The 22,211-nt window shown below is 59.2% G+C and carries 24 protein-coding genes; 14 read left to right on the top strand and 10 right to left on the bottom strand.

Annotated features, from left to right (window positions below; genetic code table 11):
- Positions 1-36 precede the first annotated feature (36 nt).
- The 4 genes from gap (at position 37) to ACFVTJ_RS14025 (ending at position 5,716) form a co-directional block, all read left to right on the top strand.
- Complete coding sequence (gene gap / locus ACFVTJ_RS14040; RefSeq protein WP_269710747.1) at positions 37-1,047, top strand: type I glyceraldehyde-3-phosphate dehydrogenase; 1,011 nt, start codon at positions 37-39, stop codon at positions 1,045-1,047.
- 316 nt (positions 1,048-1,363) lie between these two features.
- Complete coding sequence (locus ACFVTJ_RS14035) at positions 1,364-3,229, top strand: potassium/proton antiporter (RefSeq protein WP_386908327.1); 1,866 nt, start codon at positions 1,364-1,366, stop codon at positions 3,227-3,229.
- Positions 3,230-3,296: 67 nt separating this feature from the next.
- Positions 3,297-4,499, top strand: coding sequence for a phosphoglycerate kinase (locus tag ACFVTJ_RS14030; RefSeq protein WP_386908325.1), 1,203 nt, complete (start codon positions 3,297-3,299; stop codon positions 4,497-4,499).
- 191 nt (positions 4,500-4,690) lie between these two features.
- A complete protein-coding gene (locus ACFVTJ_RS14025; RefSeq protein ID WP_004445772.1) occupies positions 4,691-5,716 on the top strand; it encodes a class I fructose-bisphosphate aldolase in 1,026 nt (341 codons plus the stop codon).
- A 54-nt stretch (positions 5,717-5,770) separates the two neighbouring features.
- Here the strand turns inward: ACFVTJ_RS14025 and ACFVTJ_RS14020 are convergent, their stop codons facing one another.
- Complete coding sequence (locus ACFVTJ_RS14020) at positions 5,771-5,926, bottom strand: hypothetical protein (RefSeq protein ID WP_003520354.1); 156 nt, start codon at positions 5,924-5,926, stop codon at positions 5,771-5,773.
- 136 nt (positions 5,927-6,062) lie between these two features.
- Between ACFVTJ_RS14020 and ACFVTJ_RS14015 the strand changes: the two genes are divergently transcribed.
- From ACFVTJ_RS14015 to ACFVTJ_RS14005, 3 genes are all read left to right on the top strand, one after another.
- Positions 6,063-7,352: an MFS transporter gene (locus ACFVTJ_RS14015; protein WP_386908323.1), complete on the top strand. Its 1,290-nt coding sequence runs from the start codon at positions 6,063-6,065 to the stop codon at positions 7,350-7,352.
- Entirely contained in the window at positions 7,349-7,540 is a 192-nt protein-coding gene (locus ACFVTJ_RS14010) for a DUF1192 domain-containing protein (RefSeq protein ID WP_386908321.1), read from the top strand. Before ACFVTJ_RS14015 ends, ACFVTJ_RS14010 begins: the two co-directional genes overlap by 4 nt.
- A gap of 401 nt (positions 7,541-7,941) precedes the next feature.
- Positions 7,942-8,457, top strand: a complete 516-nt coding sequence (locus ACFVTJ_RS14005) for a DUF1465 family protein (RefSeq protein WP_006314720.1) — start codon at positions 7,942-7,944, stop codon at positions 8,455-8,457.
- Between the two features lie 152 nt (positions 8,458-8,609).
- On the opposite strand, the gene rpmE is transcribed toward ACFVTJ_RS14005, so the two are convergent.
- Positions 8,610-8,831 carry a 50S ribosomal protein L31 gene (gene rpmE, locus ACFVTJ_RS14000; RefSeq protein WP_003506183.1) on the bottom strand — a complete coding sequence of 74 codons (222 nt, stop codon included), beginning with the start codon at positions 8,829-8,831 and terminating at the stop codon, positions 8,610-8,612.
- 261 nt (positions 8,832-9,092) lie between these two features.
- Between rpmE and ACFVTJ_RS13995 the strand changes: the two genes are divergently transcribed.
- Positions 9,093-10,892, top strand: coding sequence for an ABC transporter transmembrane domain-containing protein (locus ACFVTJ_RS13995; RefSeq protein WP_386908319.1), 1,800 nt, complete (start codon positions 9,093-9,095; stop codon positions 10,890-10,892).
- Position 10,893: 1 nt separating this feature from the next.
- On the opposite strand, the gene ACFVTJ_RS13990 is transcribed toward ACFVTJ_RS13995, so the two are convergent.
- The 6 genes from ACFVTJ_RS13990 to ACFVTJ_RS13965 all read right to left on the bottom strand — a co-directional run bounded on the left by ACFVTJ_RS13990 (position 10,894) and on the right by ACFVTJ_RS13965 (position 17,611).
- Complete coding sequence (locus ACFVTJ_RS13990; RefSeq protein WP_386908317.1) at positions 10,894-12,537, bottom strand: FAD-binding dehydrogenase; 1,644 nt, start codon at positions 12,535-12,537, stop codon at positions 10,894-10,896.
- Between the two features lie 88 nt (positions 12,538-12,625).
- Positions 12,626-13,657, bottom strand: a complete 1,032-nt coding sequence (locus ACFVTJ_RS13985) for a peptidoglycan -binding protein (protein ID WP_386908316.1) — start codon at positions 13,655-13,657, stop codon at positions 12,626-12,628.
- A 2-nt stretch (positions 13,658-13,659) separates the two neighbouring features.
- Positions 13,660-14,682 (bottom strand): flagellar motor protein MotA, encoded by a 1,023-nt coding sequence (locus tag ACFVTJ_RS13980; RefSeq protein WP_386908314.1) that lies wholly within the window; start codon positions 14,680-14,682, stop codon positions 13,660-13,662.
- Between the two features lie 201 nt (positions 14,683-14,883).
- Complete coding sequence (locus tag ACFVTJ_RS13975) at positions 14,884-15,684, bottom strand: inositol monophosphatase family protein (RefSeq protein ID WP_386908312.1); 801 nt, start codon at positions 15,682-15,684, stop codon at positions 14,884-14,886.
- 164 nt (positions 15,685-15,848) lie between these two features.
- A complete protein-coding gene (locus ACFVTJ_RS13970; RefSeq protein WP_386908310.1) occupies positions 15,849-16,949 on the bottom strand; it encodes a tetratricopeptide repeat protein in 1,101 nt (366 codons plus the stop codon).
- A gap of 8 nt (positions 16,950-16,957) precedes the next feature.
- Positions 16,958-17,611 (bottom strand): thiamine phosphate synthase, encoded by a 654-nt coding sequence (locus ACFVTJ_RS13965; RefSeq protein WP_386908308.1) that lies wholly within the window; start codon positions 17,609-17,611, stop codon positions 16,958-16,960.
- Positions 17,612-17,715: 104 nt separating this feature from the next.
- Between ACFVTJ_RS13965 and ACFVTJ_RS13960 the strand changes: the two genes are divergently transcribed.
- A complete protein-coding gene (locus ACFVTJ_RS13960; protein ID WP_386908306.1) occupies positions 17,716-18,480 on the top strand; it encodes a sulfite exporter TauE/SafE family protein in 765 nt (254 codons plus the stop codon).
- Between the two features lie 102 nt (positions 18,481-18,582).
- On the opposite strand, the gene ACFVTJ_RS13955 is transcribed toward ACFVTJ_RS13960, so the two are convergent.
- Positions 18,583-18,759, bottom strand: a complete 177-nt coding sequence (locus ACFVTJ_RS13955; RefSeq protein ID WP_003506164.1) for a YdcH family protein — start codon at positions 18,757-18,759, stop codon at positions 18,583-18,585.
- A gap of 234 nt (positions 18,760-18,993) precedes the next feature.
- On the opposite strand from ACFVTJ_RS13955, the gene ACFVTJ_RS13950 reads away from it, so the two are divergent.
- The 5 genes from ACFVTJ_RS13950 to ACFVTJ_RS13930 all read left to right on the top strand — a co-directional run bounded on the left by ACFVTJ_RS13950 (position 18,994) and on the right by ACFVTJ_RS13930 (position 21,792).
- On the top strand, positions 18,994-19,197 hold the full coding sequence (locus ACFVTJ_RS13950; protein WP_003497661.1) for a YdcH family protein: 204 nt from the start codon (positions 18,994-18,996) through the stop codon (positions 19,195-19,197).
- Between the two features lie 47 nt (positions 19,198-19,244).
- Positions 19,245-19,712 (top strand): 5-(carboxyamino)imidazole ribonucleotide mutase, encoded by a 468-nt coding sequence (purE, locus tag ACFVTJ_RS13945; protein WP_035212960.1) that lies wholly within the window; start codon positions 19,245-19,247, stop codon positions 19,710-19,712.
- 11 nt (positions 19,713-19,723) lie between these two features.
- A complete protein-coding gene (locus ACFVTJ_RS13940) occupies positions 19,724-20,800 on the top strand; it encodes a 5-(carboxyamino)imidazole ribonucleotide synthase (protein WP_386908303.1) in 1,077 nt (358 codons plus the stop codon).
- A 146-nt stretch (positions 20,801-20,946) separates the two neighbouring features.
- Positions 20,947-21,072 carry a type B 50S ribosomal protein L36 gene (ykgO, locus tag ACFVTJ_RS13935; protein ID WP_003497670.1) on the top strand — a complete coding sequence of 42 codons (126 nt, stop codon included), beginning with the start codon at positions 20,947-20,949 and terminating at the stop codon, positions 21,070-21,072.
- 99 nt (positions 21,073-21,171) lie between these two features.
- On the top strand, positions 21,172-21,792 hold the full coding sequence (locus tag ACFVTJ_RS13930) for a hypothetical protein (RefSeq protein WP_386908299.1): 621 nt from the start codon (positions 21,172-21,174) through the stop codon (positions 21,790-21,792).
- A 68-nt stretch (positions 21,793-21,860) separates the two neighbouring features.
- On the opposite strand, the gene ACFVTJ_RS13925 is transcribed toward ACFVTJ_RS13930, so the two are convergent.
- Positions 21,861-22,115: a DUF2312 domain-containing protein gene (locus ACFVTJ_RS13925; RefSeq protein WP_004445809.1), complete on the bottom strand. Its 255-nt coding sequence runs from the start codon at positions 22,113-22,115 to the stop codon at positions 21,861-21,863.
- Positions 22,116-22,211: the final 96 nt, after the last annotated feature.

Here is a 22,211-nt window from a genome sequence, read left to right as displayed (position 1 = left end):
CAAAGACCACGCCCATTTTTGTTCGGGAGACTGTAAATGACTGTTAAAGTTGCCATTAACGGCTTCGGCCGCATCGGCCGCAATGTTCTGCGCGCCATCGTCGAATCCGGCCGCACCGATATCGAAGTTGTTGCCATCAACGACCTCGGCCCGGTTGAAACCAACGCCCACCTGCTGCGCTACGATTCGATCCACGGCAAGTTCCCTGCCGAGGTAAAGGTCGAAGGCGACACGATCATCGTTGGCGGCGGCAAGCCGATCAAGGTCACGGCCGTTCGCGATCCGGCAACGCTGCCGCACAAGGAACTCGGCGTCGACATCGCGCTTGAATGCACCGGTATCTTCACCGCCCGCGACAAGGCCGCTGCCCACCTGACGGCCGGCGCCAAGCGCGTCATCGTCTCGGCACCTGCTGACGGCGCTGACCTCACGGTCGTCTTCGGCGTCAACGACGACCAGCTGACCAAGGATCACCTGGTCATTTCCAACGCCTCCTGCACCACCAACTGCCTCGTGCCGGTCGTAAAGGTTCTCGATGACGTCGTTGGCATCGATCATGGCTTCATGACCACGATCCACTCCTACACGGGCGACCAGCCGACGCTGGACACCATGCACAAGGATCTGTACCGCGCCCGCGCCGCAGCCCTTTCCATGATCCCGACGTCGACCGGCGCTGCCAAGGCCGTTGGCCTCGTTCTGCCGCACCTCAAGGGCAAGCTGGACGGCACGTCGATCCGCGTTCCGACCCCGAACGTTTCGGTCGTGGACTTCAAGTTCATTGCCAAGCGCGCCACCACGGTTGCGGAAATCAACGAAGCGATCAAATCCGCTGCCGACGGCAAGCTGAAGGGCATCCTCGGCTACACGGACGAGCCGCTGGTTTCCCGCGACTTCAACCACGACAGCCATTCGTCGATCTTCGCCAACGACCAGACCAAGGTCATGGAAGGCAATTTCGTACGCGTTCTGTCCTGGTACGACAACGAGTGGGGCTTCTCCAACCGCATGTCGGACACGGCCGTCGCTTTCGCGAAGACCATCTAACGAAGACGCATTAATGGATGCAGGTCCGGCGGGAGCAATCTCGCCGGATTTTTTATTTTCGATTTTCCTATCAAGTGCAGCCAAGTTTTCAATTTCCTGCCTTTGTGTGGTCCATTTTGAAACGGACAAGAAGCACAGGGATAACGGTCGTGCGCAATGCACTTCGGCCCTGCCGTATCATTCGATACACCCCGCCTTGCGTCACCTTTCAACGCCGCCGATCAAGCGCTGACTGACCGCAACCCGTGGCGCATTGACTGCGAACGTGCAGAGCAATCATTGCGGCGGCCAGCGCGGCGTGAAAGAGGCGGTGGACGTGGAATCATTTTATCTGCTGTTGCTGGTGGGAACTGTTCTTGTCCTCGTCGCCGCTTTCTCAAGCCTCATCGCTTACCGCTTCGGCGCACCGCTGCTGCTGCTCTTCCTTGTGATTGGTCTTGCTGCCGGTGTGGACGGACTCGGCATTGAATTCACCAACAACCCCCTCGCCTATATGCTTGGCTCGCTTGTGCTTGCCATTATCCTTTTCGATTCCGGTTTTGGCACTTCGCTACAATCTTTCCGGCTTTCAGCGGCACCCGCTGTCGCACTCGCCACCGTCGGCGTCATTCTCACTTCCGTGTTCTTCGCCGGGGCGGCCGCCTTGCTGCTTGGGCTTTCCTGGCTGGAGGGCCTGCTGCTTGGCGCCATCGTCGCCTCCACGGATGCGGCAGCGGTGTTCTTCCTGCTGCGCATTGGCGGCATCCATATCCGCGATCAGGTGCGTTCGACACTGGAGGTGGAATCCGGCACCAACGATCCGATGGCCATTTTCCTCACCGTCGCGCTGGTGGAGATCATCGCCAAGGGTCAGGGCCTGGCCGGGATCGACAGTGGCTTCCTGTTGCTCTTCGTTGAAGAAATGGGACTTGGCCTGATCTTCGGCCTGCTGGGCGGTGTCATGATCGCCACCGTCGTCAATCGCTTCGCCGCCGATCGCGGGCTGGCGCCGATCTTCGTGCTGGCGCTGGCCCTGCTCGTCTTCTCCTTCACCGGCGCAATTGGCGGCAGCGGTTTTCTCGCGGTTTATGTGGCGGGCATCGTTGCCGGCAACCGCAAAATCTTCGCCAAAGAAACCATTCGCCGTTTCCACGAAGGACTTACCTGGCTCGCCCAGATCATCATGTTCCTGATGCTCGGCCTGCTCGCGACGCCATCGCAATTTCCGGCAATCGCCATTCCGGCCGTGCTGCTTGCACTTTTCCTTATCTTCGTCGCCCGGCCGCTTGCGGTGTGGCTAAGCCTGATGCCCTTCAACTACACCCAGCAGGAAACCTCCTTCGTGGCGTGGGTCGGCCTGCGTGGTGCGGTTTCCATCCTGCTTGCCATCATGCCCATTCTTGGCGGGCTGGACGATGCGCAGATCTACTTCAACGCCGCCTTCATCATCGTGCTCGTGTCGCTCCTGCTGCAGGGCTGGACAATCAAGCCGGTGGCGACAAGGCTTGGGTTGATTGTGCCGCCGCGCATGGGCGAGGTGGACAAGCTGGAGGTCGATCTTCCCGGCACCGCCAATCACGAATTGATCTCCTACCGGGTCGCCAAAGGCAGCGCCATCATGCAGGGCGAGCGCATTCCCCGCTGGGCGATGCCGTCGCTGGTGGTGCGCGACGGCAAGTCGATCCGTTATCAATATGCCGGACGCCTGCGCGAAAACGATCTCGTCTATCTGTTTATCGCACCCGGCTATATCAGGCTGATCGACCGGCTGTTTGCCAGCGCGCTGCCGGTCGCGGATGACGACGCCGATTTCTTCGGCACCTTCGCAATCTCGCCCGCCCGTCGGGCAACGGAACTCGACGCTGCCTATGGCCCCGGTATCATTTCCCCGGCTGAACACGCCATGACCATTGCCGAACTCATCGAGGCGCGTCTTTCAGGCAAGGCGGATTATGCCGATCGCGTACGTCTGGGCTCCATCGTCCTCATCGTTCGGGCACTGGACGAACATGAGGCAATCACAGGCGTCGGCATCTCGCTAGAACCTGTCGAACCGGCCATCGGCCTGCCGATCTTCATCAGCTTTTCGGAAATCCTCCGCCGGGCGCGCGCGCATCTGGCACAACGGCGTCAATTGCGTTCCGCCGCTGCCGACGAGACCGTTTCCGCACCTGCGAAGGCGGTGGCAGAAAATGAGGCGTGACCCGCTTGCGTCGTCAATCAGGCATAGTATGGTCCCTCCCGAACTCGCAACCAATCAGGATTGACCCATGCCCGCTTTCAAGACCATCGACGACCTTAAAGACATTGCCGGAAAGCGCGTTCTCGTCCGCGTTGATCTCAACGTGCCGGTCGCGGATGGCAAGGTGACGGACGCAACCCGTATCGAACGCGTTGCACCGACCATCCTGGAACTCGCCGCAAAAGGCGCAAAAGTCATTCTGCTGGCTCATTTCGGCCGCCCGAAGGGCGAACCTGTCGCTGAGATGTCGCTTTCCCAGATTGTCCCGGCCGTCGAGGAAGTGCTGGATCACGCCGTTTCCTTCGCCACCGACTGCATCGGTGCGCCGGCGGCGGATGCCGTTGCGAAACTGAATGACGGCGATATCCTGCTTCTGGAAAACACGCGCTTCCACAAGGGCGAAGAAAAGAACGATCCCGCTTTCGTCGAGGCACTGGCAGCTAACGGCGACATCTATGTCAACGACGCCTTCTCCGCCGCCCACCGCGCCCATGCCTCCACCGAAGGTCTCGCACGCCACCTGCCCGCCTATGCCGGGCGCACCATGCAGGCCGAACTTGAGGCGCTGGAAAAAGGCTTGGGTCAGCCAGTTCGCCCTGTGGTCGCCATCGTCGGCGGCGCCAAGGTATCGAGCAAGATCGATCTCCTTATGAACCTGGTGAAGAAAGTCGATGCCCTTGTCATCGGCGGCGGCATGGCCAACACCTTCCTGGCCGCCCGCGGTACAAATGTTGGAAAATCGCTCTGCGAGCATGATCTTGCCGAGACCGCAAAGCAGATCATGATCGAAGCGGCGACATCCGGATGCGCCATAGTGCTGCCGGAGGATGGCGTCGTTGCACGCGAATTCAAGGCGGGCGCCGCCAACGAAACCGTCGATATCAACGCCATTCCCGCCGATGCCATGGTTCTCGATGTCGGACCGAAGTCGGTTGAAAGCATCAAGGCCTGGATTTCGCGGGCGGAAACGCTGGTCTGGAACGGCCCGCTCGGCGCGTTCGAAATCGAGCCCTTCGATGCGGCAACCGTGGCTGCGGCAAAACACGCCGCCGAATGCACGAAATCCGGTAAACTCGTCTCCGTCGCCGGCGGCGGCGATACCGTCGCGGCGCTCAACCATGCCGGTGTCTCTGATGATTTCACCTATATCTCGACGGCAGGCGGCGCCTTCCTCGAATGGATGGAAGGCAAGGAATTGCCGGGCGTTGCCATCCTTGCCGCCGCCAAGTAAACTTACCCTACTTGCCTGACACAAGGCCGGACAAGCCATGCTTGTCCGGCCTTGTATTTTGGTAAGTGCACGCGGGAGGAAAAGTTTCAAACGATTGAAACCATTTCAATCGTTTCAATGAGTTAGCGTGCCATTTCCCTGCCCTGGAACTTCTGTTATCGGAAATTTATTGTGCCTTGGGAGAATAGCAAATGACCGAACGTCTCGAAGACATCGCAATCAAAATGGTCGCCGACGGCAAGGGCCTGCTCGCCGCCGACGAATCCACGGGAACGATCAAAAAGCGTTTCGACAGCATCAATCTGGAGTCCACCGAGACCGCCCGCCGCGACTATCGCGAAATGCTGTTCCGCTCCGACGACGCCATGAAGAAATACATCTCCGGCGTCATCCTTTACGAAGAGACCCTGTTCCAGAAGGCCGCCGACGGCACGCCTTTCGTTGACATCATCAAGGCTGCCGGCAGCCTGCCAGGCATCAAGGTGGATATCGGTGCGAAGCCGATGGCTTTCCACCCGCATGAATTCATCACCGAAGGCCTCGACGGCCTGTACGAGCGTCTGCGCAAATATCACGAGGCCGGCGCCCGTTTCGCCAAGTGGCGCGGCGTCATCACCATCGGTGAACAACGTCCGAGCTGGGGTTCGATCAAGGCAAACTCCCAGTCGCTCGCCCGTTATGCCGCTCTCTGCCAGCAGGCGGATATCGTACCGATCGTGGAGCCTGAAGTACTGATGGACGGCGAGCCGGGCACGCATGACATCGACCGCTGCGCGGAAGTCACGCAATGGGTTCTGCAGACCGTCTTCGCGGATCTGTTCGACGCCCGCGTGAACCTCGAAGGCATGATCCTCAAGCCGAACATGATCATCGATGGCAAGAAGGCCCGCAAGGCTTCGGTCGAGGAAGTTGCGGAAAAGACCGTGAAGGTTCTGAAGGCAACCGTGCCTTCCGCCGTTCCGGGCATTGCCTTCCTTTCCGGCGGCCAGTCCTCCGAAGAGGCAACGGCGCATCTCTCCGCCATGAACTCCGGTTACGACCTGCCGTGGTCGCTGACCTATTCGTATGGCCGCGCCCTCCAGGATACCGCTCTCAAGACCTGGGGCGGCAAGCAGGAGAATGTCGCCGCTGGCCAGCGTGCCTTCACGCACCGCGCCGCCATGAACAGCCTTGCCGCCAAGGGCAACTGGAAACAGGAACTCGAAAAGGCAGCCTAAGGCTTTCGCTACGGCATTAGTCAAATAAAGCCGCCCTGTGGGGCGGCTTTTTCGTTACGGGCGCAGAAGCAGCGTCACTGACCAGATGACAAAGGCGGCAACCGCAATCTTCCAGCAATCGCCTCTTTTCTTGAGGCCCGGCAGGCCCAGAGGCCGGATGATTTGCACCACCATCGCCAGCAGTAAAAAAAGGCCGATTGCCTTTGTCATTTATTGAGCCTTTTCTTTATTTCTGCATCGTCACAGGCTGGACATTTTTACCGTTCACCAGAAGAGTGCAACTCATTCGGGTAACCCCGTTCACTGGCCTGTCCGACCGTCCGTCCGAACGCATGAGAGTGACTTCATGAGCAGAAATCTTCTACCCGTATTCGCTCTTTTATCCAGCACTCTGTTTCTTTTTCTTGGTAACGGTCTTCAGGGCCTAGTATTGCCAGTACGCGGTTCGGCCGAAGGTTACTCCAACGAAACCCTGGGCCTTCTTGGCACCTCCTGGGCAGCCGGCTTCGTCATCGGCTGTTTTGTTGCGCCCGCCATTGTGCGTCGTGCAGGGCACGTGCGGGCTTTTGGCTCCTTCGTCGCATTGATCTGCCTGACGGTGCTGATGACCGGCCTCATTGTCGATGATGTCTGGTGGATTGCCCTGCGTGCATTGACCGGCTTCTGCACGGCCGGCACCTCGATGATCATCGAGAGCTGGCTGAACGAGCGCGCCACCAATGAGAGTCGCGGCATGATCTTTTCGCTCTATATCGCTATCACTCTGCTCGGCGTCGTGGCGGGGCAGATGATCGTGCCGATGGGCGACATCAGCAATACCTCGCTGTTCATGATCTGCGGCATTATCTATTGCATCGCCATTCTGCCGGCCACGCTTTCCAAGGCGGCCAGTCCTCAGCCGTTACAGAAGGTAAAACTGGATCTACCCGCGCTCTACCGCAATTCACCGGTCTCTTTCGTCGGCATCCTGATGATCGGCATCGCCAACGGCGCTTACGGCACCCTTGGCGCCGTCTTCGGCGCCCGAGCGGGCCTCGACCCGACGATGATCGCCATCATGGTCTCTGTCACGATCTTCGTTGGTGCGCTCGCACAATTTCCGTCGGGCCGACTTTCGGACCGGATAGACCGCCGTTACGTGCTTGCCGGACTGGCCGGTCTTGGTGCCGTTGCCGGCTTGGCCGTCGCGACCGTGCAGCCGCACAATGTCTATGTGCTCATTCCCATGATCGCCGTTTATGGCGCGGCCGCCAACGCGCTTTATCCCATCGCCGTGGCCCATGCCAACGACTTCGCGGCATCGGAGGACTTCGTCAAGGTCTCCGGTGGTCTGCTGCTGCTTTACGGCATCGGCACCATCATCGGCCCGACGCTTGGCGGCGCGGTCATGACCTATTCCGGCCCCTATGCGCTCTTCTTCGTAACGGCCGTCGCCCATCTGCTGATAACGGCCTATGCGATCATCAGAAGCCGGCAGCGTGCCGCCCTGTCGACGGACGAAAAGGACAATTTCTCGACGATGATGCCAACAACGCCCTCGCCGCTCGTGACGCCGGAAAGTATTGCGCTTGATCCGCGCGCGCCGCAATATCCAGGCGAGGACGGCGACTATGTGGAAAAAGGAGCAGGCATATGAGTCTCTTTGATGATGATCGCCCGCAAAAGCCCGTGGCACACGAGATCGGCAGCGACCTCAGCCTTCTTTCGGTGGACGAGTTAAGCAACCGCATTGAACTCCTGCAGGCAGAAATCGGCCGGCTTGAAGAGGAGAAAAAAAGGAAGTCCGCCGGCAGGCTGGCGGCGGAGAACCTGTTTCGCTCCTGACGGACGACCTAAAAGAACATGCAGCAATATCCCAACTGACAGACTTCGGGCACAAAAGCTAACCAGATTAACGATTCTGGCGCAGTCTTTCGTTTACCATTAACCAAAAATTAAGCTTTCTGAGAGATTACTATACATGTCCAGTTCTTCTGGACCTCAGGCATCTTCTCCATACGGCGAATTGGTCTGATTTTTCTCCCTGTTTTACCTTGAGAGCCGCTTTCGCGGCTCTTTTTTTGCTGGTCCCCGCAATTCGTAAAACTGTGGGTATTAACCCTTCTTTAATAATTGCCTTGCGCATTTCAGGTAAAGATACCATCCTGAAAACACTAAAGGCCGGAACAAAATATTCCCGGTCGTCGTTGCCTGACAGTGTGGTGCGTGAGCAGGGATTTAAGAAAATGTCCGAACAGGTTTTAAATACCATAAGCTTTGCGGGTCGCGCGGCTGCGTCCAACCAGTTCAAGACCCTCTATACCGAAGGCATGACCTTGGTCGAGGAAACGGCAAGCTATCTCGATGGCGCCGGCCGCACCGCTTCGAAGGTTCTGCCACGCATGGCCTCCGTCCTTTACGCAGCGGAATCGATGCGCCTCACCACCCGCCTGATGCAGATGGCATCCTGGCTGCTGCTGCAACGGGCCGTCAACAATGGCGAGATGACCCGTGATCAGGTTCTGAGCGAAAAGAACAAGGTGAGGCTCGACAGCTTCAATGTCGACCGGAACGCGCCCGGCTGGAACGACCTGCCGGAATCCTTCCGCGACCTCATCGAACGGTCGCTGCGCCTCCAGAACCGCGTTGCCCTGCTCGACCGCGAAATCTATCGCCCGGCAGAAGCCACCAAGGTGCCGGACAATGAAAACAGCGTGCAGGCGCAACTGAACCTTCTGCGCACGGCTTTCTCGATCAACTGAGAAAAGACGACGGTGTCAAGACAGTTTGAAAAGCAGGCTTATCGGCCTGCTTTTTTGTTTTTGCCTCTGTCACCACAAGTACCGACGCTAAAAGCGGGCAACAAAAAAGCCCGGTAGAACCGGGCTTTTTAAAACTATCCGTCCACAAAGGATCAGAGGCCGAGGCCGCCGAAACGCTTGTTGAACTTGGAAACGCGACCGCCGCGGTCCATAAGCTGCTGGTTGCCGCCCGTCCACGCTGGATGGGACTTGGGGTCGATTTCAAGGTTCATGACTGCGCCTTCCGAACCCCAGGTAGAACGGGTTTCGTATTCGGTGCCATCGGTCATGACGACCTTGATCGTGTGATAAGCGGGATGGATATCAGCCTTCATGACAATCTTCCTGGTTAAGTGACGTGCGGTCCATTTGCCGCAATTGCGTCAACTGAGCCATTTCAATAAATGAAGCCATAAACCAGATGGGCTATGGCTTCCCAATTCGATGCGGAGCCTATACATGAAGGTCGCCCAGATAACAAGAGCCTGCTATTCCCCTGTGAAAGGATATGGCTAAAGGGGCGGGAATTTTACCGCACACCGGAAATTCACCCGCAAAAGGCCCAAAAACGGCAGGGAATGAGGAGCATAGAGGACGTGGCAGACATTGACGAGCAGAAAGCGGCGAAACAAAGAAGCCTGAAGCCGCTTCTTGGCCTGTTTCCCTATCTCCGGCGCTATCGCGGCATGATGGCAGCCGCCCTTTTTGCGCTCGTGCTTTCCTCCGCCATGACACTCGCCCTGCCGCTCGCCGTTCGCCGCATCATCGATCACGGATTCCAGACGCCGGATGGAGGCATGATCAACAGCTATTTTGCCATGCTTCTGGCGATTGCCGTTGTCCTCGCGCTCGCCAGCGCCATGCGTTATTATTACGTGATGATAATTGGCGAAAGGGTCGTTGCCGATCTGCGCCGCGATGTCTTCGCTCACCTCACCACCCTGTCGCAGCAGTTTTTCGATAGCAATCGATCCGGCGAACTGACCTCGCGGCTGACTGCCGATACGGTGCAGATCCGTTCCGCCTTCGGTTCCTCTGCGTCTGTCGCGCTGCGCAACATCATCATGTGTTGTGGCGCGGTCGCGATGATGATCTATACCAGCCCCGGTCTTTCCGGCCTTGCCCTGCTTGCCATTCCCTTCATCGTTTTTCCTTTGATCGCCTTCGGGCGCTCGGTTCGCGCCCGCTCCCGCACCACGCAGGATACATTGGCCAATTCGGCGGCCTATGCTTCGGAAACGATCGCGGCAAGCCGCACCGTGCAATCCTTCAATGCCGAAACGCTGGCAAATGACCGTTACGGCGCCTCCGTTGAAGCAGCTTATCAAGGCGCGCGCGCGGCAATCGGTGCCCGTTCCATCCTGACCGCGGTCGCCATCGCCCTCGTCTTCGGCAGCGTTGTCGGCATTCTCTGGTATGGCGCGCAGAACGTTCTGTCCGGCAGCATGACCGCGGGTACGCTTGGCCAGTTCGTTCTCTATTCGGTCATTGCAGCAAGCGGTCTCGGACAGCTTTCCGAAGTCTGGGGTGAACTCTCGCAGGCGGGTGGAGCGGCCGAAAGGCTTTCCGAGCTACTGAACGAACGCTCACCCGTCGCAGAGCCCGCAGCGCCCGTTGCCATGCCGCAACCGCCGCGAGGCGAAGCGGAATTCGACAATGTCGATTTCGTCTATCCGCTCGCGACAGGGCGGCCGATTGTCTCCGGTCTTTCCTTCAAGATCGCCGCCGGCGAGACCGTCGCCATCGTCGGCCCTTCAGGTGCCGGCAAAAGCACGGTCTTTTCGCTGCTGATGCGGTTTTACGATCCGCAGCAGGGCCGTATCACCATCGATGGCGTGGATATTCGCAACGTCAGCCTTGCGGATCTACGCGCGCGGCTCTCGATCGTGCCACAGGATGTCGCTATTTTCGCCTCCTCCATCCACGACAATATTGCCTTTGGCCGCCCCGAAGCGACACGCGAGGAGGTCCGCGCCGCTGCCATAGCCGCACAGGCGGACGGTTTCATCGAGCGGCTGGGCGATGGTTACGATACGCAGGTGGGCGAGCGCGGTGTGACGCTTTCCGGCGGCCAGCGTCAGCGCATCGCCATAGCCCGCGCCATTCTACGTGATGCACCGATCCTGTTGCTTGATGAAGCGACCTCGGCACTCGATGCGGAGAGTGAAACGCTGGTGCAGAAGGCGCTTGATGAGCTGATGAAGACCCGCACCACCATCGTTATCGCCCATCGTCTCGCCACCGTGCTGAAGGCCGACCGCATTCTGGTGATGGATGAAGGCCGTATCATCGAGGAAGGCACGCATCAGAGCCTCATTCGCCAGAACGGCCTTTATGCCCGCCTCGCCCGGCTGCAATTCCAGACCGGGCCGGATGAATTGCGCGCCCAGGCCTGATCTAGGCCAACACCTTGCGCCCCGCAACGCGGCCTGAAAACAGGCAGCCGCCAAGGAATGTGCCCTCCAGCGCATTATAACCATGCATGCCGCCACCACCGAAACCGGCGACCTCACCGGCGGCATAGAGGCCCGGCACCGGTTGGCCAACGGCATCCAGCACCCGCGCCTCTAGATCGGTATGCAGGCCGCCCAGCGTCTTGCGCGTCAGCACATGCAGTCGCACGGCAATCAACGGCCCCATCGCCCGATCGAGCAGACGGTGCGGTTTCGCCGTCCGCATCAGCCGGTCACCAAGATAACGGCGCGCGCCGTGGATTGCCGTTACCTGCGCATCCTTGCTGAAGCCGTTTTCGATTTCGCGGTCACGCGCTTCTATCTGCCGGCGTATATGATCGATGTTGAGGCGATTGCCGCCGATAGCATTCATTCCCGCCACCAGCTCCTCCAGCGTGTCGCGAACGACAAAGTCTTCGCCGCGCTCCATGAACGCCCGTACCGGGCCGGGCGGCTCCTTGCCCAACCGCTTCAGCAGCAGCCGTACATCCTTGCCCGTCAGATCAGGATTTTGCTCGGAGCCTGAGAGCGCGAATTCCTTCTTGATGATCGCCTTGGTCAGAATGAACCAGCTGTGGCTGCTGCCACGTTCGCCCAGCATCTTCAGCGTGCCGAGCGTATCGAAGCCCGGCATGGCGGGAGCATCAAGCCGGTTGCCATCCGCATCGCACCAGAAGGATGAGGGGCCTGGCAGAATACGGATACCGTGGTTCGGCCAGATGGGATCGTGATTCTTCACGCCCTCGGTATAGTGCCACATGCGGTCCCGATTGATGACGGTTCCACCCGCCATCTCGGTAATACCGATCATGCGGCCATCCACATGGGCAGGCACACCACAGACCATATTTTCCGGCGGCGCGCCCAACCGTTCCACCGACCAGTTGCGCCGTACCAGTTCCTGATTGCCGCCGATGCCGCCGGAACTGACGACGACCGCGGAGGCCGAAAAGTGGAAGTCGCCCTCGGTATTGCGGCTGCTTTTTTGACCACGAAGAACTGGATCAGCGGTAAGCACGACGCCGGAAATGCCAGTGATGCGGCCGTCGGTCTTTTCCAGGCGGTCGACCTGATGGCGAAAGCGGAAGGTCAATCGACCGTTCGCCGCCATGTCCTGCGCTTTCCTGACGAAGGGCGCCAGCACTCCGGGACCGGTGCCCCATGTGACATGAAAACGCGGAACGGAATTGCCGTGACCATCCGCCAAAGCGCCGCCGCGCTCGGCCCAGCCGACCACGGGAAACCAGCGCATGCCCATGCGGTGCAACCATTCGCGTTTTTCACCGACGGCGAAATCGAGATAGGCCTCCGCCCAGCGGCGCGGCCAATGATCCTCGGGGCGATCGAAACCGGCCGAACCGAACCAATCCTGCCGGGCAAGATCGAGACTGTCGCGCACCCGCATCCGACGCTGCTCGGGACTATCGACGAAAAATAGCCCGCCCAGCGACCAGAAGGCCTGGCCGCCGAGATTTTGCTCCCCTTCCTGATCCACAACACAGACGCTGAAACCGCGCTCGGCCGCCTCCGTGGCCGCGACCAGCCCTGCAAGACCCGCGCCGACGACAATCACATCATAGCGTTCCATCAGCCCCTCCCAGATATGACGGAATTACTTTTACGCGAACGTAAATTTACTTTCGCCAGAAGGCAACGTCCATGATGAGGACCGAGATTCAGCGCTCGGTCAGCTTAAGTTCGATACGACGGTTCTGCTGGCGCGCTTCCGGTGAGTCGCCTTCGGCAATCGGCTGGTACTCGCCGAAACCGGCCGCAACCAGCCGGTTTGCCGGTACGCCCTTGGAAATCAGGAATTTCACCACCGATGTCGCGCGGGCGGAGGAAAGCTCCCAGTTGTCGCGGTAGCGGCCGGAACCGGAAAGCTGGACATTATCCGTGTGGCCGTCGACGCGCAGCACCCAGTTGATCTCGGCTGGAATTTCTCTGGCGAGATCGAGCAGTGCGGTTGCGAGCTTCGCCATTTCCGCCTGCCCTTCCGGGTTGAGGTCGTTGCCGCCTGATGGAAACAGCACCTCCGACTGGAAGACGAAACGGTCGCCGACGATGCGGATGTTTTCACGGTCGGACAGAATTTCACGCAGCCGACCAAAGAAATCGGAGCGATAGCGGTTCAACTCCTGCACCCGCTGCGCCAGCGCAACATTGAGGCGACGGCCGAGATCGGCGATCTTGACTTGAGAAGAGGCATCCTTCGCCTCCGATGCCTGCAGGGCGGCTTCGACCGAAGCGATCTGCGCCCGCAGCGCCGCGATCTGCTGGTTCAGCAATTCGATTTGCGCGGAGGCGCGGGAGTTGGCCTGCCGCTGCTCGTCCAGCTCTCCGGTCAGGCTGCCGATCCGGGCATTGGCGCTGGCATTGTTGCCCGAACCCGCATCGAGAAGTGACTGCAGGCGCGAACGCTCGTTTTCAGATGCGGCAAGTGTGGATTGCAGGCTCGCCAGCGCGTCCTCAATATCCTGCTTGTTGCCCTTTTCCATCGCCAGGAGCTCGGTCAATTCGGCGATCTGGCTGTTGAGGCGCGTCAACACCTCGTCCTTGCCGGTAATTTCCCGTGACAGCACGAATTGCGCGAGCACGAAAACCGTCAGCAAAAACATGATGGCCATCAGCAGCGTCGACAGCGCATCGACGAAACCCGGCCAATAATCCACACCCCTGTCGCGGCGGCGGTTGCGCGCAAGCGCCATGGCTACTCGCTCCCGTTATCGTGGCGGGTTCGTCCGGGGGATTTCGTGTCGCCGTCGATCCGCGCCGACAGCCGGTCAAGCGTGCGGCGGAGCGATTTCGATTCCTCCTGCTGCGCCTCGATCCAGTCACGCAGCATCTGCTGTTCGCTGCGCATGTTCTTGACGAGACCCTGAATGCCTTCGGCAAGGCTGGTCATGGCCGCCAACGAACGTTCGGTGCTGACCACGGCGCCCGGCTCAACGGCCTTGAGCTCCCGAGGCCCCTCCTCCGAGGTGTCGGTTACTGAGGACAGCCAGTTTTCGAGTTGGGTATAAAAGCGGTTCTGGGCGCGGCCGGCCTGCAGGTCGAGGAAACCGAGAATCAGCGAGCCTGAAAGACCGAGCAGCGAGGAGGAGAACGCCGTTCCCATGCCCGCCAGCGGCGCGGTGAGACCGGCTTTGAGCGAACTCAGAATATCGTTGCTGTCGCCTGCGCTCGGATCGAGCGACTGGATGACGTTGCTGATTGCGCCGATGGTGCCGATCAGGCCCCAGAATGTGCCAAGCAGGCCGAGAAAAACCAGAAGGCCGACGAGATAACGCGACGTATCGCGTGTTTCATCAAGGCGCGTTGCGATGGAATCGAGGATGGTACGCTGGGTGACAGCGGAAAGCCGGACTTCGCCGCGCTTGCCGATAAGCGTGCTCATCGGCGCCAGCAGTTTTGGCGCACGGCCGACCTTTTCGACGCTGCCGGCGGCGCGAAAGGCGTTGAACCAACGGACTTCCGAACGCAGGCTCATGGTCTGGGTAAACACCAGAATGATGCCGATGACGAGCACGCCGAGAATGAAGCCGTTAAGCCCCGGATTGGTCATGAAGGCGGTGTGTGCCTGCCGATAGAGAATGGCCGCCAGAAAACCGACGAGGATCAGAAACAGAACCATCGTCCAGAGAAAAGGTGTAGGGCTGGACAGCTTGTTGCTGTATTGCCGCGTGGTCACCGGTTTCTCGACACCAAGATCGAGCAGCTCCGAATCCGCCATAACGTTCGCATTCCCTCTGGTCACGTATCAAGCGGAAGCTATTTGAAAATTGCGACGATTTGAAGCGAAAAGCCGGTCTTTTGTCACAGGCATTTCAGGAAACCGAATGAGAAGCCGGCATCTGAAAACAGAAACGCCCGGCGAGTATTCACCAGGCGTCTAAAACTTGCTGAAAACGGCAGGTATCAGCCGAAAAACGCATCAGCGACCCGGTACCGGCCGGTTGGCGACCTCGACAAGTGCCTTGTGGATATATTCGTTACCGGCAGCAACGCTGCCGCTGCCGAAGATATCCGTGCCGCCTGTTGCGTCGGATGCAAAGCCGCCGGCTTCACGAATCAGCACCAAACCGGCTGCCATGTCCCATGGCGAAAGATCGGCTTCCCAATAACCGTCGAGACGACCGGCGGCGACATAGGCGAGATCGAGCGATGCCGCACCCATACGACGAATGCCTGCCGCCTCACCCATGACGTGACGAAGCTCAACCAGGAATTTGCCGTGATTGCCACGGCCAAGATGCGGCACGCCGCAGCCGATGACGCAATCCGTCAGCGCCTTGCGCGCGGCAACGCGGATGCGGCGATCGTTGAGAAACGCGCCGCCGCCGCGCTCGGCGGTGTAGAGTTCGTCGGTGGCCGGATTGAAGATCACGCCGGCGACAACTTCGCCGTTACGCTCCAGCGCGATGGAAACTGCAAAATGCGGAATGCCGTGCAGGAAGTTGGTGGTGCCATCAAGCGGATCGACAATCCAGCGATGCGCGCCGTCGCTACCCTTTTCCTCGCCGCCTTCCTCGCCCAGAAAGTCATAGGTCGGGCGGGCTTTCATAAGCTCATCCCGCACGATCTTCTCGGCCTTGAGGTCCGCCTGCGAGACGAAGTCGCTCGGCCCCTTGACCGAAACCTGAAGGTTCTGCACTTCACCGAAGTCACGCGACAAAGACTTACCCGCCTTGATGGCGGCCTGAACCATGACATTGAGAAGGGCTGAACGGGCCATCGATGTTGTTTCCTGGAAAGCTTGCGAACCGCCCGAAGCTTGTCAGGCAGGCACGTCATTATTTTCTTGAATTGAAAGTTTGCGGTTCAAGACCACAAAACGCGCGGAAATTCAAGGCAAAAAGCCCGAATGAGGATGTCAGCAGCGGAGGAAAGACGGCCGCATCACGTCGGGCGGAAACGATTTGCCGCATCGATCGCCTTTTTCTGCTGCTCATCGGTGATGCCGAGATAGAAATCCTCCAGCCTCGGATCCTTCAAACCGGCGCGGCGGGAAAGCACATACCACTTGGCCGCCTCCACCGGATCCGGGCGGGTGCCGAGCGCTTGGACGTAGAGATGCGCCACCTTGTTCTGGGCCACGACGTTGCCGCGTTGTGCAGCGCCATAAAGCCAGCGGAAACCCTCATCCAGATTGCGCTCACCGCCAAAACCATTGACCAGCCAGATGCCGAGATCGACCTGGGCAGTGTCATATCCAGCCTTTGCCGCCCGCATCAGCCAGTCCCGCGCCTTGGCTTTCTTTTCAGCGGGGACATCTTTCACCGACCAATAAATCTGCGACACCGCATATTGGGCGTCCGCAATGCCTTGTTCGGCGGATTTTTCATAGAACGGCAGGGCCATCAAAAGCCCCTTGGCGCCGGGATTTTCCGAAACCAGAATCTGGCCCCAGTTGAATTGCGCGGAGGCGTTGCCGGCTTCCGCAGCACGGCGCATGAAATCGTCAGCTTTCGTCTTGTCGCGGGTAACGAATTTGCCTTCCATCAGGATCAGCGCAAATTTGAACATGGCGACGGGATCGCCGCCTTCAGCCGCCTGCTGATACCAGAAAGCGGCGGTCTTCTCATCGCGGGCAATGCCCAGACCACGCGACATCATTTCGGCCACCAGCGTCTGCGCGGACGCATCGCCGTTCTGCGCGCGGCTCAGCGCCTTGTCGAGCGCCTGCACATATTCACCGCGCTGAAAATGGCCATAGGCTTCGTCCACCCGACCCTTGAATTCCTTTTCCGGCGGCAGGGCCGGCAAATCTGCGCCCATGCGCTGATAGACGTTGACGCCGGAAGACGGCTCGAGATCCTTCTGTTCTTCCGATTGCACCCTACCCTGGCGGGCAGGTTGGGCCTCATTCTCCAGTTGGCGGGACAGGGCGTTGTTTTCGCCCTGCGGTCCCGACTGGGCAAGGGCTATACCCACGGGCGCGCCAAAAGCGAGCGTCAGCAGCGAAACGGAAAAACAGAGAGGAACCGAGCGCATGAACATCGCCTGTATCAACCGCCAAACCGTGGCGCTTTTTCGTCAAGCAAAGCGTTGATTTCAGAAACCGCCTGGGCAGCGCCGGATGCATTGTCGAAAACGCCGCTGCGCATTGCCACGAACTCCACACCGGTTTCGGCCACGGCAATCACCGAAGACGGATCCGTGCCGCCCATGACGATGGCCGGAATTTCGATCATCGATGCCCACCACTCGCCAAGCGCCAGATTTTTGGGATGCGCCTCCGGCTTGATATCGCCTTCCAGCTTTCCAAAGAACACATAGTCCGGATTACACTCACCCTGCTCCAGCGCCTTGTGGCGGTCGTCCGCATTGCCGCCGCCAACAATCAGCTTCGGCGTGAATTTTTCCACCGCCTCGGCAAGCGCCTCTGCATTACCCACCACATGCAGACCATCCGCCTTTACCCGACCGGCGACCCGGCTGTCACCGGCGACAAGCGCTGCCGCCCCCGCCTTCTGGACGACGGGTACAATCAGTTCCGCGCGTTTTTGAAAGGCGGCGTCATCCAGGCCGTATTGTGGAATGATGACCGAAGCGACATCGCCGCCCCGCAATGCTTCTTCCACCTCTGTCGCCTGCTTTTGCGCATCGTCCGCTTGCGGAACGATCAGGACAAGGCGGCAACGGTCTTCAACAATGCTCATCGTTTCGTCCATTTCAGGCAGAGAACGCTTATGACGCGATCTGCACTCGTTTTCATATGACAAATCCGATAAACCGGACCGGCGAAAGGATCAACCATACATCCATGCTGACCGATTTTCATTTTTATCTCGTCGCCATTCCCGCAGTCGTGCTTGTTGGCCTTTCGAAGGGGGGGCTTGGCGGCGCGCTGGCGCTGATGGGTGTGCCGCTGATGGCGCTTGCCGTTTCACCCGTGCAGGCGGCAGCGATCTTCCTGCCGATCCTGATCGTTATGGATCTTGTGGCGCTCTGGGCTTGGCGGCATCACAATCATCGGGAAACGCTGCTCATCATGCTGCCCGGCGCCATCGCGGGCATCGCGCTCGGCTGGGCCACCTCAAGTCTCATCTCCGCTGATGCCATGCGTCTTGTCGTCGCCTCGGTCACGATCCTGTTCGTGCTGCGCTACTTCTATGAGAGCTACAAAAGCCGCAATGGCCAGGAGATCCCGGCCAAACCGCAAAGACCGGCTGCCGCCACGCTCTGGTCCAGCCTCTCGGGTTATGCAAGCTTCGTCGCCCACGCGGGCGGCCCGCCTTTCCAGATTTATGTTCTGCCGCTGAAGCTCGATCCGAAGACCTATACCGGCATGAGCGTGCGCTTCTTCGCCATCATGAATGCGATCAAGCTCATTCCTTATTTTGCGCTCGGCGCGCTGGACGCCACCAACCTCAAAACATCGGCGAGCTTGCTGCCAGTGGCGATGCTGGCGACACTTGCTGGCGCCAGGGTGGTGAAATATCTGAAACCCGCTGTGTTTTATCCGCTGATGTATGCGATGGCGCTGATAGCGGCGCTGAAACTGCTTTGGGACGGGCTGCCATTCTAAAACCGGGCAATAAAAAGCTCTGGCAACAGGTTTTCGCTGCCAGAGCTTAAAGGCTCAGACCACCGACCCTTCATTCATCGAGGGCCGGTGATCCGGCATGAATTAATGTCTTGTGGAGGCCTTGAGCCTCTGTAGTTCATCCTTCAGGCGCAGTTTTCGACGTTTAAGGTCCGCGATCTCTCTATCGTCAGACGACGGGGAAGCAAGAATACTTTCGAGCTCCTCCTCCAGAGCACCGTGTTTCTTTTCGAGCGATGCAATATGAGCCTGAATGGTCATGCGGCACGTCCTTCCTTTTTGAACCTACCTCCAGCTCTCCATCGCTGGAGTTTCAGGTTTACGACGGCAATGTGACACGGATCGCGCCGCTTGTCGAAGGCGAAATGAAGGCAATAAGTGGGCAATTTGGTCGCAAGGGATAACTTCCCGTTACCGCGATTTGATGATAGAGGCTCGTGAACGATCAGATACGCGCCGGAGCCGATCCGGCTGGCATAAAATGGGGATGACGAGATGCCCGATCAGGACCAGGCGGACATCAGGCTCACGCTGGCGCGGCTGCGCCAGGAGCATGAGGATTATGACGCGGCGATCAACGCGATGATCCAGACCAGCTGTGATGCGCTGAGAATACAGCGCATGAAAAAGAAGAAGCTGGCCGTCAAGGACAAGATGACCCAGCTTGAAGACCAGGTCATTCCCGATATCATCGCCTGAGCCGGAGAGATTACGTGACAGCAGAAACGCCCCCCGTCGCCATCATCATGGGCAGCCAGTCCGACTGGGAGACCATGAAGAACGCCGCCGATACGCTGGATGCGCTCGATATCGAATACGAAGCCCGTATCATTTCCGCCCACCGCACCCCGGACCGGCTTTATGACTTCGCCAATGGCGCGAAGGACGAAGGCTTCAAGGTCATCATCGCCGGTGCGGGCGGTGCTGCCCACCTGCCAGGCATGACAGCCTCAATGACGCCGCTTCCTGTCTTTGGCGTTCCGGTTCAGTCCAAGACCATGTCCGGTCAGGACAGTCTCTATTCCATCGTGCAGATGCCCGCCGGCATTCCCGTCGGCACGCTCGCCATCGGCAAGGCTGGCGCCATCAACGCCGCTCTTCTGGCCGCTGCCGTCCTCGCGCTCAGCGATGAGGATCTGGCCGACCGGCTGGATGCCTGGCGCGCGCGCCAGTCGGCTGCCGTCGCGGAATATCCCATGGACAGCGCCCAGTGACGAAAAAAGTGATGGCAAAGACGACCAACCTGACCATCGGCATCATCGGTGGCGGGCAGCTCGGGCGCATGCTGGCGATGGCCGCCGCCCGTCTCAACCACCGTACCATCGTGCTGGAGCCGCAGGCCGATTGTCCGGCGGCGCAAGCCTGCAATGACCAGATCGTTGCGGCTTACGATGACGAAAAGGCGCTTGCGGAACTCGCAAGCCGCTGTGATGTCGTGACCTACGAATTCGAAAACGTGCCTGTCGCGGCGGCCGAAAAACTTAGCGTCTCCGTGCCCGTCTACCCGCCCGCACAGGCGCTAAGCGCATCGCAGGATCGCTTGACGGAAAAGCGCTTTCTCAACGATTGCGGTATTCCAACTGCCGATTTCCGCGCCGTGGACAGCCAGGAAGGGCTGGAAGCCGCGTTGGCCGCCTTCGGCGGCAAAGGTGTGCTGAAAACCCGTCGCATGGGTTATGACGGCAAGGGCCAGCGTCTCTTCCGGGGTGGCGAAGACCTCGCAGGCGCCTTTGCGGCGCTCGGCGGCGTGCCACTAATCCTCGAAAGCTTTGTCGCCTTCGAGCGGGAGATTTCCGTTATTGCCGCCCGTTTTCAGGACGGCACCGTCACCTGTTACGATCCGGCCGAGAACGTCCATCTGAACGGCATCCTGCACACATCGACCGTTCCGGCAGCACTCTCGGATGCCGCAAAGGCTGTTGCGGTACAATCGGCTGAGAAGCTTCTCGCAGCGCTCGATTACGTCGGCGTTATCGGCATCGAATTCTTCGTCCTGCCGGACGGATCGCTGGTTGCGAATGAAATGGCGCCGCGCGTCCATAATACCGGCCATTGGACGGAGGCCGCCTGCGTAATCTCGCAGTTCGAGCAGCATATCCGGGCGGTATCGGGCCTCACCCCCGGCAGGACGGCTCGCCATTCGGATTGCGTGATGACCAACCTGATCGGCGATGACATCAACGATGTGCCGGAATGGCTGTCGAAAAAAGACTGTCTCGTGCATCTCTACGGCAAGACGGAAGCAAGGCCGGGCCGCAAGATGGGCCATGTGACGCAGCTTCTGCACACAGGAAAAGCCTAGTCTTTTAAGGCAAAGACACGGGCAAGTGTTGACAGGCAGGGCTCAAACAGGTATCTGCCTGCCAACCGAAAAGAGCGCGCCCCGTTGCGCGCTTTTGATTGTTTGAATAGCACGGCAAAATCCGTGCAAAACTGCGGACCAGTAAAATGAAGATCAAGAATTCGCTTAAAGCGCTTAAGGCCCGTCATCGCGATAACCGCCTGGTTCGCCGCAAGGGCCGCGTCTACATCATCAACAAGCAGAACCCGCGCTTCAAGGCTCGTCAGGGCTGATTAACCGCGACTGCGGTTCGCGATGTTTCGCGGATCACTTTGTTGACAGTGCAGAAGTTTGCATTTGATATTGGGCGCAGCCGGGTTAAGCTTTAACCCATGCGCCCAAATCGTTTTTGCACAGCTCTCATTCTCGCTCAGGGCTTCCTGTTTTCAAGCCTCCCATTTCCGGGAATGGCTGTGTTTGCTTATGCGGCAGACGGAAAACCGCCTGCTCTCGCGGAACCCGCGCCGTCACCGGCCAAGACCATCGACACTCTTTTCGCATCGCTGAAAAAAGAGCGAAATGCAGTGAAGGCGCGCAGCATCGCTAACCAGATCGCCGCCGAATGGAATGATTCCGGCAGCGCGACCATCAATCTGCTGATGCAATGGGCAGGCGAAGCCGCGGACGAAAAGCGCAACGCCGCCGCTTATGATTTTCTCGACCAGGTCGTTTTGCTCGATCCTGACTATGTGCAGGCGCCCTATCGCCGCGCCATGGTCCATTTCGCCGATGGCGATACCCGCAAGGCGATGGCGGATATCAACCTGACGCTGGAAAAAGAGCCGCGCTATTTCCCGGCCCTCGCAAGCCTCGCCAACATCCTCGAAGCCTCCGGCCGCGACGAGCTGGCGCTAAAAGCCTGGGAGCGTTATCTGGCGCTTTATCCTGCGGACAAGGACGCCCGCAAAGAATCCATCGACCTTTCAGAAAAGCTGGCTGGAACGCGCGGCTGATGTAGACGGCAGGTCAAACAAAAATCGCCGCAGAAGCGGCGATTTTTCATTGAGACGTTTTCAGCCGATCATTCCATGCCAAGCGCAGCCATATAGGTCTGAAGAATGGTTTCTTCTTCGATGCGCTCATTGGCATCCTTCTTGCGCAGGCGGATGATCGTGCGGATCGCCTTGGTGTCGTAGCCACGGCCCTTCGCCTCACCCATGACATCCTTGATGTCCCCTTGAATGGCGGCTTTTTCTTCTTCAAGGCGCTCAACGCGCTCAATGAACTGGCGCAGTTCAGCGGCGGCGACAGTTTCGGTGGTGCTCGTTTCGTCCATTACATCATCCTTTATTGGCGGCTCGCATGCGAGCCCTGTTCATTGATCCGGACGAGGGCCCTCGCCGGTCGCTGCCAGCGGGCAGCAAAATTCAGT

Source organism: Agrobacterium sp. NPDC058088, assembly GCF_042885035.1.
GTDB lineage: Bacteria > Pseudomonadota > Alphaproteobacteria > Rhizobiales > Rhizobiaceae > Agrobacterium.
Note: the sequence above shows the minus strand (reverse complement) of the source record. Positions and strands in the feature narration are given on the sequence as shown.

What these genes read in the sequence shown, in the direction of transcription:
- ACFVTJ_RS14030 (WP_386908325.1), top strand. Translation starts at nt 3,297, where the DNA reads ATGCCCGCTTTCAAGACCATCGACGACCTTAAAGACATTGCCGGAAAG.
- ACFVTJ_RS14020 (WP_003520354.1), bottom strand. Translation starts at nt 5,926, where the DNA reads ATGACAAAGGCAATCGGCCTTTTTTTACTGCTGGCGATGGTGGTGCAA.
- ACFVTJ_RS13960 (WP_386908306.1), top strand. Translation starts at nt 17,716, where the DNA reads ATGCTGACCGATTTTCATTTTTATCTCGTCGCCATTCCCGCAGTCGTG.
- purE (WP_035212960.1), top strand. Translation starts at nt 19,245, where the DNA reads ATGGGCAGCCAGTCCGACTGGGAGACCATGAAGAACGCCGCCGATACG.
- ACFVTJ_RS13970 (WP_386908310.1), bottom strand. Translation starts at nt 16,949, where the DNA reads ATGTTCATGCGCTCGGTTCCTCTCTGTTTTTCCGTTTCGCTGCTGACG.
- ACFVTJ_RS13940 (WP_386908303.1), top strand. Translation starts at nt 19,724, where the DNA reads ATGGCAAAGACGACCAACCTGACCATCGGCATCATCGGTGGCGGGCAG.
- ACFVTJ_RS13925 (WP_004445809.1), bottom strand. Translation starts at nt 22,115, where the DNA reads ATGGACGAAACGAGCACCACCGAAACTGTCGCCGCCGCTGAACTGCGC.
- gap (WP_269710747.1), top strand. Translation starts at nt 37, where the DNA reads ATGACTGTTAAAGTTGCCATTAACGGCTTCGGCCGCATCGGCCGCAAT.
- ykgO (WP_003497670.1), top strand. Translation starts at nt 20,947, where the DNA reads ATGAAGATCAAGAATTCGCTTAAAGCGCTTAAGGCCCGTCATCGCGAT.
- ACFVTJ_RS14015 (WP_386908323.1), top strand. Translation starts at nt 6,063, where the DNA reads ATGAGCAGAAATCTTCTACCCGTATTCGCTCTTTTATCCAGCACTCTG.
- ACFVTJ_RS14010 (WP_386908321.1), top strand. Translation starts at nt 7,349, where the DNA reads ATGAGTCTCTTTGATGATGATCGCCCGCAAAAGCCCGTGGCACACGAG.
- ACFVTJ_RS13965 (WP_386908308.1), bottom strand. Translation starts at nt 17,611, where the DNA reads ATGAGCATTGTTGAAGACCGTTGCCGCCTTGTCCTGATCGTTCCGCAA.
- ACFVTJ_RS13985 (WP_386908316.1), bottom strand. Translation starts at nt 13,657, where the DNA reads ATGGCGCTTGCGCGCAACCGCCGCCGCGACAGGGGTGTGGATTATTGG.
- ACFVTJ_RS13975 (WP_386908312.1), bottom strand. Translation starts at nt 15,684, where the DNA reads ATGGCCCGTTCAGCCCTTCTCAATGTCATGGTTCAGGCCGCCATCAAG.
- ACFVTJ_RS13930 (WP_386908299.1), top strand. Translation starts at nt 21,172, where the DNA reads ATGCGCCCAAATCGTTTTTGCACAGCTCTCATTCTCGCTCAGGGCTTC.
- ACFVTJ_RS13955 (WP_003506164.1), bottom strand. Translation starts at nt 18,759, where the DNA reads ATGACCATTCAGGCTCATATTGCATCGCTCGAAAAGAAACACGGTGCT.
- ACFVTJ_RS13980 (WP_386908314.1), bottom strand. Translation starts at nt 14,682, where the DNA reads ATGGCGGATTCGGAGCTGCTCGATCTTGGTGTCGAGAAACCGGTGACC.
- ACFVTJ_RS14025 (WP_004445772.1), top strand. Translation starts at nt 4,691, where the DNA reads ATGACCGAACGTCTCGAAGACATCGCAATCAAAATGGTCGCCGACGGC.
- ACFVTJ_RS13950 (WP_003497661.1), top strand. Translation starts at nt 18,994, where the DNA reads ATGCCCGATCAGGACCAGGCGGACATCAGGCTCACGCTGGCGCGGCTG.
- ACFVTJ_RS13990 (WP_386908317.1), bottom strand. Translation starts at nt 12,537, where the DNA reads ATGGAACGCTATGATGTGATTGTCGTCGGCGCGGGTCTTGCAGGGCTG.
- ACFVTJ_RS14005 (WP_006314720.1), top strand. Translation starts at nt 7,942, where the DNA reads ATGTCCGAACAGGTTTTAAATACCATAAGCTTTGCGGGTCGCGCGGCT.
- rpmE (WP_003506183.1), bottom strand. Translation starts at nt 8,831, where the DNA reads ATGAAGGCTGATATCCATCCCGCTTATCACACGATCAAGGTCGTCATG.